15 protein-coding genes are annotated in these 15,593 nt (G+C 73.0%); 4 read left to right on the forward strand and 11 right to left on the reverse strand.

Translation table 11 applies throughout. From position 1 onward, the window contains the following. Nucleotides 1-146: 146 nt before the first annotated feature. Together CP980_RS07920 and CP980_RS07925 are read right to left on the reverse strand one after the other, a co-directional pair. On the reverse strand, nt 147-2,717 hold the full coding sequence (locus CP980_RS07920) for a polynucleotide kinase-phosphatase (RefSeq protein ID WP_132759123.1): 2,571 nt from the start codon (nt 2,715-2,717) through the stop codon (nt 147-149). Continuing rightward, the gene (locus CP980_RS07925; protein WP_150527837.1) at nt 2,714-4,204 is read right to left on the reverse strand and encodes a 3' terminal RNA ribose 2'-O-methyltransferase Hen1; all 1,491 of its coding nucleotides are present in this window, start codon (nt 4,202-4,204) and stop codon (nt 2,714-2,716) included. The genes CP980_RS07920 and CP980_RS07925 overlap by 4 nt, the downstream gene beginning before the upstream one ends. Before the next feature lie 214 nt (nt 4,205-4,418). On the opposite strand from CP980_RS07925, the gene CP980_RS07930 reads away from it, so the two are divergent. Next, a complete protein-coding gene (locus CP980_RS07930; protein ID WP_150527838.1) occupies nt 4,419-5,462 on the forward strand; it encodes a PASTA domain-containing protein in 1,044 nt (347 codons plus the stop codon). Here the strand turns inward: CP980_RS07930 and mmuM are convergent. Both mmuM and CP980_RS07940 read right to left on the reverse strand, forming a co-directional pair. Continuing rightward, nucleotides 5,441-6,376, reverse strand: a complete 936-nt coding sequence (mmuM, locus tag CP980_RS07935; protein ID WP_150527839.1) for a homocysteine S-methyltransferase — start codon at nt 6,374-6,376, stop codon at nt 5,441-5,443. The two genes, CP980_RS07930 and mmuM, sit on opposite strands and share 22 nt — an antisense overlap. Nucleotides 6,377-6,391: 15 nt before the next feature. Further along, nucleotides 6,392-7,315, reverse strand: coding sequence for an LLM class F420-dependent oxidoreductase (locus CP980_RS07940; protein ID WP_150527840.1), 924 nt, complete (start codon nt 7,313-7,315; stop codon nt 6,392-6,394). Between the two features lie 202 nt (nt 7,316-7,517). Here CP980_RS07940 and CP980_RS07945 point away from each other — a divergent pair, with 202 nt between their 5' ends. After that, nucleotides 7,518-7,751: a hypothetical protein gene (locus CP980_RS07945; RefSeq protein WP_132759128.1), complete on the forward strand. Its 234-nt coding sequence runs from the start codon at nt 7,518-7,520 to the stop codon at nt 7,749-7,751. A 57-nt stretch (nt 7,752-7,808) separates the two neighbouring features. Here the strand turns inward: CP980_RS07945 and CP980_RS07950 are convergent, their stop codons facing one another. The 4 genes from CP980_RS07950 to CP980_RS07965 all read right to left on the reverse strand — a co-directional run bounded on the left by CP980_RS07950 (nt 7,809) and on the right by CP980_RS07965 (nt 10,496). Further along, nucleotides 7,809-8,294, reverse strand: coding sequence for a DUF6099 family protein (locus CP980_RS07950; RefSeq protein WP_132759129.1), 486 nt, complete (start codon nt 8,292-8,294; stop codon nt 7,809-7,811). A gap of 123 nt (nt 8,295-8,417) precedes the next feature. After that, nucleotides 8,418-8,816 (reverse strand): nucleotide pyrophosphohydrolase, encoded by a 399-nt coding sequence (locus tag CP980_RS07955; RefSeq protein WP_150527841.1) that lies wholly within the window; start codon nt 8,814-8,816, stop codon nt 8,418-8,420. Beyond that, on the reverse strand, nt 8,813-10,033 hold the full coding sequence (locus CP980_RS07960) for an AAA family ATPase (RefSeq protein WP_229907195.1): 1,221 nt from the start codon (nt 10,031-10,033) through the stop codon (nt 8,813-8,815). Before CP980_RS07960 ends, CP980_RS07955 begins: the two co-directional genes overlap by 4 nt. A gap of 67 nt (nt 10,034-10,100) precedes the next feature. Next, nucleotides 10,101-10,496: a cell division protein SepF gene (locus tag CP980_RS07965; RefSeq protein WP_030154409.1), complete on the reverse strand. Its 396-nt coding sequence runs from the start codon at nt 10,494-10,496 to the stop codon at nt 10,101-10,103. Nucleotides 10,497-10,658: 162 nt separating this feature from the next. Here CP980_RS07965 and CP980_RS07970 point away from each other — a divergent pair, with 162 nt between their 5' ends. After that, complete coding sequence (locus tag CP980_RS07970; protein ID WP_150527842.1) at nt 10,659-11,372, forward strand: DUF2470 domain-containing protein; 714 nt, start codon at nt 10,659-10,661, stop codon at nt 11,370-11,372. 48 nt (nt 11,373-11,420) lie between these two features. Continuing rightward, entirely contained in the window at nt 11,421-12,341 is a 921-nt protein-coding gene (locus tag CP980_RS07975) for an NADP-dependent oxidoreductase (RefSeq protein WP_150527843.1), read from the forward strand. A gap of 63 nt (nt 12,342-12,404) precedes the next feature. Here CP980_RS07975 and CP980_RS07980 read toward each other — a convergent pair whose 3' ends face one another. The 3 genes from CP980_RS07980 to CP980_RS07990 are packed head-to-tail and all read right to left on the reverse strand — an operon-like array spanning nt 12,405 to nt 15,591. Next, nucleotides 12,405-13,736: an LLM class flavin-dependent oxidoreductase gene (locus tag CP980_RS07980; protein ID WP_150527844.1), complete on the reverse strand. Its 1,332-nt coding sequence runs from the start codon at nt 13,734-13,736 to the stop codon at nt 12,405-12,407. 32 nt (nt 13,737-13,768) lie between these two features. Continuing rightward, nucleotides 13,769-14,752, reverse strand: a complete 984-nt coding sequence (locus CP980_RS07985; protein ID WP_150527845.1) for an ABC transporter permease — start codon at nt 14,750-14,752, stop codon at nt 13,769-13,771. After that, entirely contained in the window at nt 14,749-15,591 is an 843-nt protein-coding gene (locus CP980_RS07990; protein WP_150527846.1) for an ABC transporter ATP-binding protein, read from the reverse strand. The genes CP980_RS07985 and CP980_RS07990 overlap by 4 nt, the downstream gene beginning before the upstream one ends. Nucleotides 15,592-15,593 lie beyond the last annotated feature (2 nt).

Raw genomic sequence — 15,593 nt, forward strand, 5'->3', positions numbered from 1 at the left:
CTTCCAGGGTCGCGGACATTCCGCTGCCCTGGATGAACGATCCCGCCGGTGGTTTTCCCGGCGTTCTCCGGGAAAGTTCCCCCATACGACCTAATTCGGGGCCGTACAGGGGCCTCTCCTTTACGGCTGTGCGTAGCGTCCCCGGTTCACAACCGCGGGTCGACCGGCTCCGATTCGAGGGCCAGCACCGCGAACACCGCCTCGTGCACCCGCCACAGCGGCTCCCCGCCCGCCAGCCGGTCCAGGGCCTCCAGCCCGAGCGCGTACTCGCGCAGGGCCAGGGAGCGCTTGTGCCCCAGGAAGCGCTGGCGCAGCTTCTCCAGCTGCTCCGGACGCGTGTACTCCGGACCGTAGATGATCCGCAGGTACTCGCGCCCGCGCACCTTGATCCCCGGCTGGACCAGGCGGCCCTTGCCGTCGCGGGCGTACGCCTGGAGCGGCTTGACGACCATGCCCTCGCCGCCCGCGCCCGTCAGCTCCAGCCACCAGTCGGTGCCCGCCCGTACGGAGTCCTCGTCGGCGGTGTCCACCAGGATCCGGCCGGTACGGCGCAGCAGCCCGGTCCCGGCCGCCTCGTCGGCGGCGACGAGCCGGTCCAGCCAGAACAGCTGCTCGTCGTGGGGTACGGCGGCCAGCGAGCGCCCGGCGGCCGCCAGCAGCTGGAAGGGGGCGAACCGTACGCCGTCCAGCCCGTCCGTGGGCCAGCAGTAGCGCCGGTACGCGTCGGTGAACCGCTCGGCGTCGGCGGCCCGCTCCCGCTGGCGGGCGAGCAGTCCGCCGGTGTCGACGCCCCGCTGCGCGGCCGCGGCCAGCGCGCCGAGGGCGTCCGGGAACACGGCGCGGGAGGCGGCGCCCACGGCGGCGTACTGGTTGCGCAGCAGACCGGTGGACTTCAGCGACCAGGGCAGCAGCTCCCCGTCCAGCAGCAGCCAGTCGGTGGCCAGTTCCTCCCACAGGCCCGCGTCGGTGAGGGCGCTGCGGAGCCGGGCGAGGACCTCCTCGGTGACCTCGGGGTCCTGGAAGAAGGCGCGTCCGGTGCGGGTGTAGACGGAACCGGTCGGGCCCTCGACGCCGAAGCGCTCGCGGGCCGCCCCGGCGTCCTTGCAGACGAGGACGGTGGCCCGGGAGCCCATGTGCTTCTCCTCGCACACGACCTGGGCGACGCCGTCCTTGCGGTACTGGGCGAAGGCCTCGGCCGGGTGCTCCAGGTAGCCACCATCGGCGGCTCCGCCCCGGGCGTCCTCCCGGGAGGTGGCGGTCGGCGCCATGGTCGGCGGCAGGTACGGGACCAGCCGCGGGTCCACCGCGAAGCGGCTCATGACCTCCAGGGCCGCGGCCGCGTTCTCCTCGCGCACGGTGACGTTGCCCAGGTGCCGGGTCTCGACGATCCGGCGCCCGTGGACGTCGCCCAGGTCCAGCGGGCGTCCTTCGTGGCCGCCCGGCGCCTCGGCGGCGAGCGGCTTGACCGGCTCGTACCAGACCTTCTCGGCCGGTACGTCGACCAGTTCGCGCTCGGGCCAGCGCAGGGCCGTCATCTTCCCGCCGAAGACGGCACCCGTGTCCAGGCAGATGGTGTTGTTGAGCCAGGCGGTGTCCGGGACCGGGGTGTGGCCGTAGACCACGACCGCCTTGCCGCGGTACTCCTCGGCCCACGGGTAGCGCACGGGCAGGCCGAACTCGTCGGTCTCACCGGTGGTCTCCCCGTACAGGGCGTGCGAGCGGACCCGGCCGGAGGTGCGGCCGTGGTACTTCTCGGGCAGACCGGCGTGGCAGACCACCAGCCTGCCGCCGTCGAGCACGTAGTGGCTGACGAGACCGCGGATGAACTCCCGCACCTCCTCGACGAACTCCTGCGGCTCACGCCCGAGCTGCTCGATCGTCTCGGCGAGCCCGTGGGTCTGCTGGACCTTGGACCCCTTGAGGTAACGGCCGAGCTTGTTCTCGTGGTTCCCGGGTACGCACAGGGCGTTGCCGGACCCGACCATGCCCATGACCCGGCGCAGGACGCCGGGGCTGTCCGGGCCCCGGTCGACGAGGTCGCCGACGAACACGGCGGTGCGGCCCTCGGGGTGGACCCCGTCCTCGTACCCCAGCTTGCCGAGCAGGGTCTCCAGCTCGGAGGAGCAGCCGTGGATGTCACCGATGATGTCGAAGGGGCCGGTGAGGTGGGTGAGGTCGTTGAACCGCTTCTCCAGGACGACTTCGGCGCTCTCGGCCTCCTCGGGAGTGCGCAGCACGTGCACCTTGCGGAAGCCCTCGCGCTCCAGTCCGCGCAGCGAGCGGCGCAGGTCTCGGCGGTGCCGCTGGATGACCGCGCGCGGCAGCCCGGCCCGGTCGGGGCGTCCGGCGTTGCGCTCGGCGCAGACCTCCTCGGGCATGTCGAGGACGATCGCGATGGGCAGGACGTCGTGCTCGCGGGCCAGCCGGACCAGCTGCCTGCGGGCCTCGGCCTGCACGCTGGTGGCGTCGACGACGGTCAGGCGTCCGGCCGCCAGCCGCTTGCCGGCGATGTAGTGCAGGACGTCGAAGGCATCGCGGCTCGCGCTCTGGTCGTTCTCGTCGTCGGCGACGAGTCCGCGGCAGTAGTCGGAGGAGATGACCTCGGTGGGCTTGAAGTGCTTGCGGGCGAAGGTGGACTTCCCTGACCCGGTGGCCCCGACGAGGACGACGAGGGACAGATCGGTGACGGGAAGTACGCGGTTTCCGGTACTGGTCATGCGGCCTCTCCCTCCTTGGCGGCAGCGGTGCGGGTGTCGGTGTCGGTGGGGGTCCGGGTGAAGACGGCCATCTGGGTCGGCGGCCCCACCTCGGGGTCGTCGTCGCCGACGGGCACGAAGGCGACCTCGTACCCGTGGCGGCCGGCCACGGAGGCGGCCCACTCCCGGAACTCCCCGCGGTTCCACTCGAAGCGGTGGTCGCCGTGGCGGACGTGCCCGGCGGGCAGGCTCTCCCAGCGGACGTTGTACTCCACGTTGGGGGTGGTGACCAGGACCGTACGGGGGCGGGCCGCGCCGAACACCGCGTACTCCAGGGCGGGCAGGCGCGGCAGGTCCAGGTGCTCGATGACCTCGCTGAGCACGGCGGCGTCGTAGCCCGCCAGCCGCTTGTCGGTGTACGCGAGCGAGCCCTGGAGCAGCCGGACGCGGCTGCTCTGCCTCTCCCCCATCCGTTCGAGGTGGAGCCGCTTGGCGGCCGTGGCGAGGGCCCGCATGGACACGTCGACACCGACGATCTCGGTGAAGGACGCGTCCCCCAGCAGCGCCTGGACCAACTGCCCCTGTCCACAGCCGAGGTCGAGGACCCGGGCCGCGCCGGCGGCGCGCAGCGCGGCCAGGATCGCCTCGCGCCGCTGCACGGCGAGCGGTACGGGCTTCTCCTCGGTGTCACGGTCCTCGTCCACGGCGTTGTCGAACTCCTCGACCTCGCTGCCGTCGGCCTCGGCCAGCCGCAGCAGCTCAAGACGCTCCAGGGCCTCGCGGGTCAGCCGCTTGTGACGGGCCAGGTAACGGGCGCTGATCAGCCCGTTCTCGGGGTGCGCGGCCAGCCAGCCGTCTCCGGCCCGCAGCAGCTTGTCGACCTCGTCGGGGGCGACCCAGTAGTGCTTGGCGTCGTCCAGCACGGGCAGCAGGACGTAGAGCTGCCGCAGCGCGTCGGCGAGCCGCAGCTCGCCCTCCAGCACGAGCCGCACGTACCGGGAGTCCCCCCACTGCGGGAACTGCTCGTCGAGCGGTACGGGATCGGCCCGTACGAGGTCCCAGCCGAGCGGATCGAACAGCCGGTGCACGAGCTCCGCACCGCCGCGCGCCGGCAGCGCCGGTATCTCGATCCGCAGCGGACGGGTCTGCTCCGGCAGTTCGGGCCGGGCGGCGCACTGCCCCTTGAGCGCGCTGCGGAAGACGGAGCTGAGCGCGACGGCGAGCAGCGAGGAGGCCGCGTACGGGCGGTCGTTGACGTACTGGGCGAGCGCGGCGTCGGGCGCCCCGCCCCGTCCCTTGCCCTGGCCGCGCCGCACGAGCGCGACGGGGTCCACCTCCAGCAGCAGCGCCGCCGTGCACCGCTCGTCGGCGGCCTCGGGATAGAACACGTGGGCGACGCCGTGGGAGGTGGAGAACGCCTGCGCCTTTCCAGGGTGCTTGTGCAGCAGGAAGCCCAGGTCGGTGGCCGGCTGCTCGGCTCCGCCAGTGGTGGAGATCGTCAAGAACATGCAGCTCAGCATGGATGCCGCCGTCGGCGGGGGCCACTGGATTTCCCCGCGCGTACGCCCGCCGCGGCGGCCGCGGATCCCGATTCGGGCAAGTGCCCGCCGCGTGTGCGTCCGGCGCTGTACGGTCCGCGGAACACGTCGTTCCCCGTGCCCCCGGCATCCCGGCAGCCCCAGGAGGGCCTCTCTCGTGTACCCGCCGAAGCCTTACCCACCCATGCCCGCGCCCGTGCGCCGCTGGTGGCAGCATCCCGTCCTTATCATCGCCCTGCTGGTCGTGCTCCCGCCCGTGGGGATCGCGCTCGCCTGGACGAGCCGGTGGGGGCAGGCCAAGAAGATCATCGCAACGGTCCTCGCCGGTCTGTGGTTCCTCACGCCCTTCCTGGGCGACCCGCCGAAGAAGGCCGAGGCCGACGCGAAGCCGGCCGCCCTCGCGTCCGCCTCACCGAGTGCGAGCCCGAGCCGGACCGAGCCGCCTTCCCTCGTCGGCCGGAACCTGAAGGAGGCGAGGGCCACGGCGCTCGCCGCCGGATTCCAGGTGCTCTCGCACGACGCCTCCGAGGCCGATGCCGCCCAAGTCGCCGAGGCCGACTGGAAGGTGTGCTTCCAGGCCGTGGCGGCGGAGAAGCCCGGTGCGATACGCACCCTCGACCTCGGCGTCGTACGGACCGACGCGCCGTGCCCCGCGAAGGACGGGGATCCGATCCCCTATCCGAAGATGCCCAAGGTCGTCGGTCTGACCTTCGCGAAGGCGTCTCAGGTGCTCAAACCGATCGGCTTCCAGAGGATCGAGGCGCAGAGCGCGTTCACGGACGTCACCCTGCCGGCCGCCGTGGACGACTGGGCCGTCTGCTTCCAGGAGCCCGCGGAAGGCAAGGAGATCAGCGCGCCGGCGACCACTTCCGCCCCGCTGAAGCTGGTCTCCCCCGGGACCGGCTGCCCGGCTGCGCCGAACACCCGCCTCCACCCCGAACCTACGCCGACGCACGAGGACTCGGGCAGCACGGCATCGGGCGGCTCCTCCTCCGGGGGCTCCTCCTCCGGGAGTTCGAGCTCCGGCGGCTCCTCTTCCGGGGGTTCGAGCTCCGGAGGCTCCTCCTCCGGCGGGTCTTCCTCCTCCGGCGGGTCGGACAGCGGCGGCGCAAGCACCGGCACCGTGACGCCCGGGGCGTTCTGCTCCCCGGCCGGGGCGACCGGCGTCAGCAAGAAGGGCATCACCTACACCTGCAAGGGTCCCGGTCAGCCCCGCTGGCGCCAGTGACCGGTCCCGCCCCGGGACACCTCCGCGGCCAGATCGGCGATGCCCGCCGGACCGATGCGGCAGCAGCCGCCGATCAGGCGGGCTCCCGCCCTGCGCCAGGCCTCCAGGGGCCAGGGCGCGGGGGCGGGCGGGGCGTGCCAGGTGGCGGTGGCGGCCTCCCAGACGGAGCCGTCGTTCGGGTAGGCGACGAGCGGCTTGGACGTCACGGAGGAGGCCGCCTCCAGGGCGGGCAGGACGTCCGCCGGGTCACAGCAGTTGACGCCGACCGCGATGACCTCCGGGGCCTCGGCCGCGAGGGCGAAGGCCTCGGCGAGCGGCTGACCGGCCCGGGTACGGGCGCCGGCCACGGTGTAGCTCAGCCAGGCGGCCGCCCCCGTCCCGGCGAGGACGCCGAGGAGCGCTTCGGCCTCCTCCGCGTCCGGGACGGTCTCCAGCGCCAGGACGTCGGCGCCCGCCGCGAGCAGCGCCTCGATCCGCGGGCGGTGGAAGGCGGAGAGCTCGCGCACGCTCAGCCCGTACCGCCCGCGGTACTCGGAGCCGTCCGCGAGCACCGCCCCGTACGGGCCGACGGAGGCGGCGACCCAGACCTCGTGGCCGGCGGCCCCGGCCGCCCGGGCCGCCAGCGCGACGCTGCGGTGCAGCAGGGCGGTGGTCTCGGCCCGGTCGTGCCCGTGGGCGGCGAAGGCCTCGTACCCGACCTGGTAGCTCGCGGTGATCAGCACCTCGGCGCCGGCCCGCGCATACGCCGAGTGGGCGGCCTCCACCTGGTCCGGCCGCTCGGCCAGCACCCGGCCCGACCAGAGGCCTCCGGTCAGGTCGCAGCCCTGGTCGGCGAGCTGGTTGCTCAGTCCGCCGTCGAGGAGCACGACCCTGTCGGCCAGTGCTTCGGCGAGCGGGCCGGACGCGCGGGGCACGGTCTTCCGCCTCCCTCAGCCGAGCTGGGAAAGTACCTGGGCCGAGATCAGCTCCAGGTGGTCCAGGTCGTCGAGGTCGAGCAGCTGGAGGTAGATGCGGGAGCTGCCGACGGCCGCGTAGGCGCCGATCCTCTCCACCACCTCGGCCGGGGAGCCGGCCAGGCCGTTGGCCTTGAGCTCGTCCACGTCCCTGCCGATGGCGGCGGCCCGGCGGGCGACCTCGGCGTCGTCCTTGCCGACGCACACCACGAGGGCGTTGGAGTAGACGAGGTCGTCGGCGCCCCGTCCGGCTTCCTCGGCGGCCTGCCGCACCCGGCCGAACTGCCGCTCGCTGTCCGCGATCGACGCGAACGGCATGTTGAACTCGTCCGCGTACCGGGCGGCGAGGCGCGGGGTGCGCTTGGCGCCGTGGCCGCCGATGAGCACGGGCACCTTGGCCTGGGCCGGCTTGGGCAGCGCCGGGGACTTCTCCACCTGGTAGTGGGTGCCCGCGTAGTCGAACGTGGCTCCGGGCGCGGTCGCCCACAGGCCGGTGACGATCGCGAGCTGCTCCTCCAGCCGGGCCATCCGCTCCGCCGGGAACGGGATGCCGTACGCCTTGTGCTCCTCCTCGAACCAGCCCGCGCCCAGCCCCAGTTCGACCCGGCCGCCGGACATCTGGTCGACCTGGGCCACCTGGATGGCGAGCACGCCCGGCAGCCGGAACGTGCCGGCCGTCATCAGCGTGCCGAGGCGGATCCGCCGCGTCTCCCGGGCCAGGCCCGCGAGGGTGATCCAGGCGTCGGTGGGCCCGGGCATGCCGTCCGCCGACCCCATCTTCAGATAGTGGTCGGAGCGGAAGAACGCGTCGAAGCCCAGGTCCTCGGTGGCCTTGGCGACGGTCAGGAGGGTGTCGTAGCTCGCGCCCTGCTGGGGCTCGGTGAAAATACGGAGATCCATGACTCCCATCCTGCCTCGCCCACCCCCGCAGGGTGAATCTGCGTCAACCGGACGGTCCACCCCGGTCCGGGCCAGTGACCAGCACGGACGGGGATCGTTGGCTCGGACGGAGCCGGACCGCCCGGCCCGCGCGCCGGCGGCCTCCGCCGATGCGCCCACCGCCCCCTTCCGCCTCGGAAGGGCCAGGGCCGAGGAGGCCGTCATGTCCCACGAGTCCGTGCCCGAGCACACCGGACAGACCGGGCAGGCCGCACACGACCACGCACGCCAGGAGCCCGCGGCGGCCGCCCAGGGTGGCGCGCCGAAGGGCCTGCTCCAGCAGATGGAAGAGCTGATGGCCGCGCTGAACGCCGACCTGTCGCAGCTCGACGCCGACCTCCAGTCCTCCACGGACCGCGCACCCGAGAGCGAGCGCACGTCCTACCGGTCGCATTGACCTTGCGGGTCCCGTCGTGCGCGACGGGACCCCGGCCGCCCTCTCGGCGCTCTCCCGTCAGGCCACGCCGGAGGCGGACCCCCGTTCACGCACCGTCAGCCGGCGCAGGACGGCCCGGACCCGGTCGCTCGATTCGTCGGCCGCGTCTATGGACTCTATGCACTGCCAGTACAGGCCTTCGTCGTCCGTCGCGCAGGCCACCCCGACCAGGGCTATCCCCACTTCGCCGAACAGCGCCTGCAGCCCGAGCAGAGCCTGGCGGACATCCGCCACCTTGGTCAGCTGCGCCGCTCTCGGCGGGTAGTCGGGCGCGCTGCCCTCTCCCCGCAGGGCCGCTCTGTCGAGCACCCCGCAGCCTCTGCCCCCCGCTTCCCCCAGTCCCCGTGCCTCCGATCTCAGCTCCGGCGGCCCCGTGACCGCCAGCCAGCTCCCGATCCCCTGCGCGAGCGCCTGGGCCTGCCAGGCCTCGCCCACGATGTCCATCGCCGCCCCGCTCTGTGCCAGCGCGTGCCGGCCGGCCGCGATGAGCCGTACCGCATCCATATGCCGTCCCCCGTCCGCACGACATCCGCCGTCCTCACCACTACCCAGAGTGAGGGCAATGGGCCAGTAAAGCCAGGGGTATTCGGAAATCTGTGGACACAAACATGGTTGTGGACGACGCCATCACTCCGAAGAGTGACAATTCGATGTCGGAGGCCCCGTCACCGGGAAGCGGAGCTCGTTCCTCTCGATCTTCGCGGCGAGCGCATCCATCACGTCCACCCCGAGGACCTCACAGAATTGCAGCAGATACGCCAGCACGTCGGCCACCTCGTCGGCCACGCGGTGTGCGGTTTCCGGCCTCTCCATGACCTTCGCCGACTCCTCCGGGGTCAGCCACTGGAAGATTTCGACCAGTTCGGACGCTTCCACGCTCAGCGCCGAGGCCAGGTTCTTGGGCGTGTGGTACGGCTCCCAGCCGCGCGCGGCCGCGAACTCGGCCAGTCTCCGCTGGAGTCGGTGCAACCGCTCGGTCCGGTGCGCCGGCTCCTGCCCGTGCTGTACGTCCTGCTCATCGCTCATGGCGTCAGGTCTACCACCGCCACCCCCGGGGTCACGCGGGCGGCTTCGGCCGCCCCCTCCCCCACCGCCGCCAGCAGGCGGACGTGGCCGCGTCCGCAGGACAGCAGGGCCAGCCGCAGCAGCTCGGCGCTCTGCCGCCGGTCCAGATCGCGGTCGAAGCCGTCGGCGAGGACGGTCAGCGCCTGCTGGGCGGAGAGCAGCTCGGCGGCCGGGTCCATGGCGAGCACCCCCGGGCCGGTCAGCAGGACCAGCGACAGCGCGAGGAAGCGGAGCTCGCCCGCGCCGAGCCGGCCCAGTTCCGTGGCGGGCCCGGCGCGGCCGCGGTCCAGCACCGCCGTGACCGGACCCTGCTCGGGGACCCGTACGTCCAGCCCCTCCACCGGGCCCGCGCAGCCGGTCCGCGCGGCCGCGGCGAGCAGCGCGTGGCGGGTGCCGCACTCGTGGCGGGTCCGGCGCAGGACGTCGGCCAGGTTGGCGCAGTCGCCGAGCAGCCGCCCCTCGCCCGGCGGGACGGGCGCCCGCATCCGCTCGGGCATCGGGTCGCAGGGGAACACCGACCGCAGCGCCACCACCACCTGCTCGGCGGCCGCCAGGACCTGTCGCTGTCCGGCTGTGGCGCCGGCGACGCGCAGCGGGAGCAGGGCGGTGCCGAGCCGGTCGTCGGGGAGCGGGGCCCGGGTGACGCCGACGGCTCCGCCGGTCAGCCAGGAGGCCTGCACGGAGCGCCGGCCGGGATCGCGCAGGGCGGTGGCGAGCAGGATCCGCCCGTCCACCGCGAGCCGTTCGCCGACGATCCGGAGCGTGGGCTCGGCCTGTACGGCGAGGTCGAGGCGGACGGGCCCGGCGGGACCGTCGACGGTGCAGCCGATGCGGAACCCGCGCCGCCCCTGCCCGTCGGGCAGCGCCCGGTCGGGGATCCGGCCCCGCGGATCGGGGAACGCCCCTTCCAGGGTGGCCCCGGCCCCGAGCGCGGCCAGCGCCCCGTAGGCCGCCAGGACCTGGGACTTGCCGCTGCCGCTGGGCCCGGCGAGGAGGGTCACGGGCCCCAGCGCGAAGACCGCGCCGCGGTGCGCCCCGAACGCGGAGAGCCGCAACTCGGTGACGACGGGCCGCTGGTGCACGGCGGCGGCCGCAGCGGGAGCGCCGTCGGCGACGGCGGCGGATAACCGGGCGGGGGCGGGGTCCGCCTGCGCGTCCGAGTCCAAGATGACGTCCATGCGCCGGACGGTACGGCCCGCCGGACCCCCGGGGGGTCCGGTGAACCGTTCCGCCCTGGCGACCTTCCTACGATCGGGGGACGGCGGCGGCCGCGATCCCCTCGACCTCGGTCCCGACGGGTGCCAGCAGGAAGACGTTCCGGTCCACCCGGTGCATCCCCGAGCCCAGTCCGAAGACCACGCCGCTGCTGAAGTCGAGGATCCGCTTGGCCACTTCGCCGTCCGCGCCGGTGAGGTCGAGCAGCACCGGGATCTGCGCGATCAGGTACTCGGCCACCTCCCGCGCGTCGGCGAAGACCTGCACCCGGATCACGACGAAGCGCCGCTGTTCCGCCGCGGACGCCCCCGGCGCGGTGGGGATCGTGCGGTGGTCCACCCGGGAGGGCCACTCGTTGCGACTGCGCAGGGGGACCACCTGCGCGAGCCCCTCCCACTGTTCGTCCGTGACGTCGTACCTGCTCACCGGGCCGCCTCGGCCGTGCGCTTCATGTGCATCCCCCCATCCTCTCGCGTTTCACCCGTTCAGCCCAACAACGACACGAGCGACACGGGGTACTCCCACAGAAGGGAATAGGTTAGGTTAGGCATACCTAAGTAAGTCGCCCGAGACGATGGAGAGACCCGCATGCGCATGCCCGGTGCCGCCCCCGCCACCCCGGCCGCCGGCCGGCCCACCGATGCCGAGCGGATCCGGTCGGTCCTGGCCGCCGCCCACTCCATGACCGTGGTCACCGACGGGCTCAGCAGCGAGGTCCGCCACCTCGACGGATCGGACCCGATGGGCCGGCTGCACCTGCACCCGTCCGAGCCCGGCGGCGAGTGCGAGTACCGGCCCTCGATCCGGCTGGAGTTCACCGACATCGCCCCCACCCCCGCACGGGACCGGGTGCGCGCCCGCGTCACGATCACGGGCCGCCTGCTCACGCCCTACACGGACGAAGGCGCCGACTCCACCTGCATGGAATTCGGCCGGGCCGTACTGGAGACCGACGAGGGACGTACGTGCGTCGGCCTCGAAGAGCTCGACGCGGCTCGCCCCGACCCCCTCGCCCCGTACGAGGCCGGCATGCTCACCCATCTCCTCGACGACCACGCCGAGCTCGTGACGCTCCTCCTGCGCCTGGTCCGGCCGCTGCCCGCCACCGCGGTCCTGCGCGTGCTGCCGCTCGCCATGGACCGGTACGGGATCACCCTGCGCCTGGAGCTGCACCGCGGCCACCAGGACGTACGGCTGCCGTTCCCCTCCCCGCTGGAGGACGTCGAGCAGTCCGGGGTGCAGATCCAGGCCCTGTTCAGCGCGGCCCGACGGCGTTCGCACCACAACAGCCTGCCCGCCTGAGGGTCCCGTACGGGAATAGGCCCGCCCGGGGCCCCGTTGGGGACGATCATGAAGGCAATCACGTACGACGCATACGGAACCACCCCGGACCTCAAGCTCGTTGACGTAAGCCCGCCCAAGGTCGGCCCCGGCGAGGTGCTGGTCCGGGTCAAGGCGGCCGGCGTCAACCCGGTCGACTGGAAGCTCGCCGCCGGATACCTCGACCCCATCCTCGAAGTCCGCCACCCCGTCATACCCGGCTGGGACGTGGCCGGAGTCGTCGAGGCCGTGGGCCCCGACACCTTCGACCACGCCGTCGGCGACGAGGTGTACGGATACGTCCGCAAGGAATGGGTCGAGCTCGGCACCTACGCCGAACTCGTCTCGGCCCCCGTGCGGACCCTCGCCCGCAAGCCCGCTTCCCTGACCTTCGAGCAGGCCGCGGGCATCCCACTGGCCGGTCTCACCGCCTACCAGTCCCTCACCCGCGCGGGCCTCAAGGCCGGCGAGACCGTCGTCATCCACTCCGCGGCGGGCGGCACCGGCTCCTTCGGCGTCCAGATCGCCGTCGCGCTCGGCCTGCGCGTCATCGGCACGGCGGGCGCGCACAACCACGACTACCTGCGCTCGCTCGGCGCCGAGCCCGTCCTGTACGGGGAGGGCCTCGCGGACCGGATCCGCGCACTCGCCCCCGAGGGCGTCGACGCCGGGCTGGACTTCTACGGGGACGGCGCCGTGGAGATCCTCCAGTCGCTCGTCAAGGAGCGCTCCCGGGTGGTCTCCATCGCCGATTACGAGGCCGCCGCCAAGGGCGCGCACCAGCTGTGGGTGCGCCCGGACACCGCCGACCTGACGTTCCTGGCGGAGCTCGCCGACACGGGCCGGCTCACGGTCAACGTGGAACACGCGCTGCCGCTCGCCGAGGCCGGGAAGGCCTGGGAGCTCAGCGCGGCGGGCCGTACCCGCGGCAAGATCGTCCTCACGGTCTGACGGCACGCGGCGGCCGCCGGAGCACGAGGCTGCGGCGGCCGCACGTTCACGTACCCGGGCCGCCTACGAGGCGGCCTGCGCGTACCGGTTCGCCGGGCGGGCGAGGCCGTAGTTCTCGCGCAGGGTCGACCCCGTGTACTCGGTGCGGAAGAGACCGCGCCGCTGGAGGATCGGCACCACGTGGTCGACGAAGTCGGTGAGCCCGGTCGGCAGCACCGGCGCCATGATGTTGAACCCGTCGGCGGCGCCCTGCGTGAACCACTCCTCCAGCTGGTCGGCGATCTGCTCGGGCGTGCCGGCGAAGACGCGGTGGCCCCGGCCGGCGCCGAGGCGGGCGATCAGGCCGCGCAGGCTGAGGCCGTCACGGCGGGCCAGTTCGGCGACGAGGGTGAAGCGGCTCTTGTTGCCGTTGATGTCCCGCTCCTCGGGGAGCTCCGGCAGCGGACCGTCGAGGGGGAGGCCGGTCAGGTCGGTGCCGAGCATGCCGGAGAGCTGGGCGAGCCCGTACTCCGGCACCTGGAGGTCGGTGAGCTGCTGCTCCAGGGCCTTGGCCTCGGCCTCCGTGGAACCGATGACGGGGGCGATGCCGGGCAGGACGAGCAGGTCGGACTCGGTCCGGCCGTACTTCGCCAGGCGCGACTTGAGGTCCTTGTAGAAGGTCTGCCCGTCGGCGAGGGTCTGCTGGGCGGTGAAGACGGCCTCGGCGTACCGGGCGGCGAACTCCTTGCCGTCCTCGGAGGATCCGGCCTGCACGAGCAGCGGGTGGCCCTGCGGGGAGCGGGGCACGTTGAGCGGGCCGGCGACGCCGAAGTACGTACCCCGGTGGGCGGCGGGGTGGAGCTTGTCGGTGTCGGCGTAGATGCCGCGCTCCTTGTCGAGGACGATCGCGTCGTCCTCCCAGCTGTCCCAGAGCTTGGTGGCGACGTCGAGGAACTCGCGGGCGCGCTCGTAGCGGAGGCTGTGTTCGAGGTGCTCGTCCTGGCCGAAGTTGCGGGCCTCGTCCACGGTGCCGGAGGTGACGATGTTCCAGCCGGCGCGGCCGTTGCTGATGTGGTCGAGGGAGGCGAACTTGCGGGCGAGGTGGAAGGGCTCGTTGAAGGTGGTGGAGACGGTGGCGATGAGCCCGATGTGCTCGGTGACGGCGGCGATGGCGGAGAGCAGGGTGAGCGGTTCGAAACCGCCGAGCGCGTTGTAGCGCGCCTTGCCCCAGAGCGCGAGCCCGTCCGCGAAGAAGATCGAGTCGAGCCGCCCGCGCTCGGCGGTCCGCGCCAGCTCCTGGAAGTACCGCAGGTCGGTGACCCGTTCGGGGCTGCTGTCGGGATGGCGCCAGGCGGCGTCGTGGTGACCGGCGTTCATGAGGAAGGCGTTGAGGTGCAGGGTCCGGGGTGCGGTCATGATGGTGTTCCTCGGGGTGGGAGAGAAGGGTGTCAGGCGGGGACGCGCCAGAGGCTGAGGCGGCGTTCCACGCTGACGAGGAGCTGGTTGAAGGCCACGCCGATGGCGGAGATGGTGACGATGCCCGCGTACATCTCGGGGATCGCGAAGTTGAACTGCGAGGCGTTGATCAGATAACCGAGACCCGCCTTCGCGCCGATCATCTCGGCGGCCACGAGGACCAGGATCGAGACGGCGCCGGCCAGCCGGATGCCGGTGAAGATCGCCGGTACGGAGGCCGGGAGGATCACCTTCTGGAACAGCCTCGGCGTGGACAGGTCCATGGACCGGGCCAGTCGCACCAGCGTCGGATCGGCGTTGCCGACGGCGCTGATGGTGTTCAGCAGGATCGGCCAGACGCAGGCGTAGACGACGATCGAGACCTTCGAGGTCTCGCCGATGCCGAGCAGCAGGACGAACACGGGCAGCAGGGCGAGGGCCGCGGTGTTGCGGAACACCTCCAGCAGCGGGCCGAGCAGCACCGCGACGGGGCGGTACCAGCCGATCAGCAGGCCGAGCGGGACCGCGACGACGACGGCGATGCCGAAGCCGCCGAAGGAGCGGATCAGGCTGGCCTGGGTGTGCTCGGCGAGCTGTCCGTTGCCCGCCAGTTCCCACCAGGCCGCCGCGACCTCGCTGACCGGCGGGAGGAAGGTGGAGTCCACCAGTGCGAGCCGGGGCGCCGCCTCCCAGACCGCGAGCAGGGCGAGGATCGCCGCCGACCGCAGTGCCGCCGCGCGCAGCCACCGGGCGAGGGCGCGCAGGGCGGGCGGGCCGCCCGCGGCCCGGGCCGGATCCGGGGCGGCGGCCGAGGGCGCGGGGTCCCGTACGGGCGCGGGCTCCCGTTCCGGTGCGGGTTCCTGTTCCGGTGCGGGTTCCCGTACGGGCGCGGGCGCCGGCGCCGCGGTGGGCGCGCCCTCCGCTCGAACGGCTTCCGCCTCGGCCGCGGTGGTCTTCGTATCGGCTGCGGTACTCATACGGTGGCCTCCTCCTTCTCCAGTTGCTGGGCGCGGGCCACCTCGTCGTGGAGCAGGGTCCAGATCTCGTGGCGGTAGCGGGCGAATTCCGGGCTGGAGCGCAGTTCCTCACCGCCGGCGCCGGTGGCCCGGTCGCCGAAGGAGACGGGGACGGCCTCCTTGATCCGGCCGGGCCGGGAGGTCATCACGGCCACCCGCTGCCCGAGGTACACGGCCTCCTCGATCCCGTGCGTGATGAACACGACGGTCTTGCCGGTGCGCTGCCAGATGCGGCGCAGCTCGTCCTGGAGGGATTCGCGGGTCTGCGCGTCGAGCGCGGCGAACGGCTCGTCCATCAGCAGGACGTCCGGGTCGTAGGCCAGGGAGCGGGCGATGGCCACGCGCTGGCGCATGCCACCGGACAGTTCGTGCGGGTGGCGGTCCTCGAAACCGCTCAGGCCGACGAGGTCCAGGAACTCCCGGGCCCGCTGCGTGCGTTCACGCCGGGGGACACCCGTCGCCTCCAGCCCGAACTCGATGTTGCCGAGCGCGGTGCGCCAGGGCAGCAGGGCGTACTGCTGGAAGACGATGCCCCGGTCCAGGCCGGGTCCGGTGACCGGCTCCCCGTCGAGGAGGATCCGGCCGGAGGTGGGCCGGGTCAGGCCCCCCAGGAGGTCGAGGAGGGTGGACTTGCCGCAGCCGCTGGGGCCGACGACCACCACGAACTCCCCGGCCGCTATCTCCAGGTCCACCCCGTCGAGGGCGGTGAAACTCCCGGCCCCGGGGGCTCCGGCCCTCCTGCCCTTGGCCTGCTTCGTCGGGAAGGTCTTCGTCACGGACTCGAACACGATCTTCGCCACGG

This window comes from Streptomyces vinaceus, assembly GCF_008704935.1.
GTDB lineage: Bacteria > Actinomycetota > Actinomycetes > Streptomycetales > Streptomycetaceae > Streptomyces > Streptomyces vinaceus.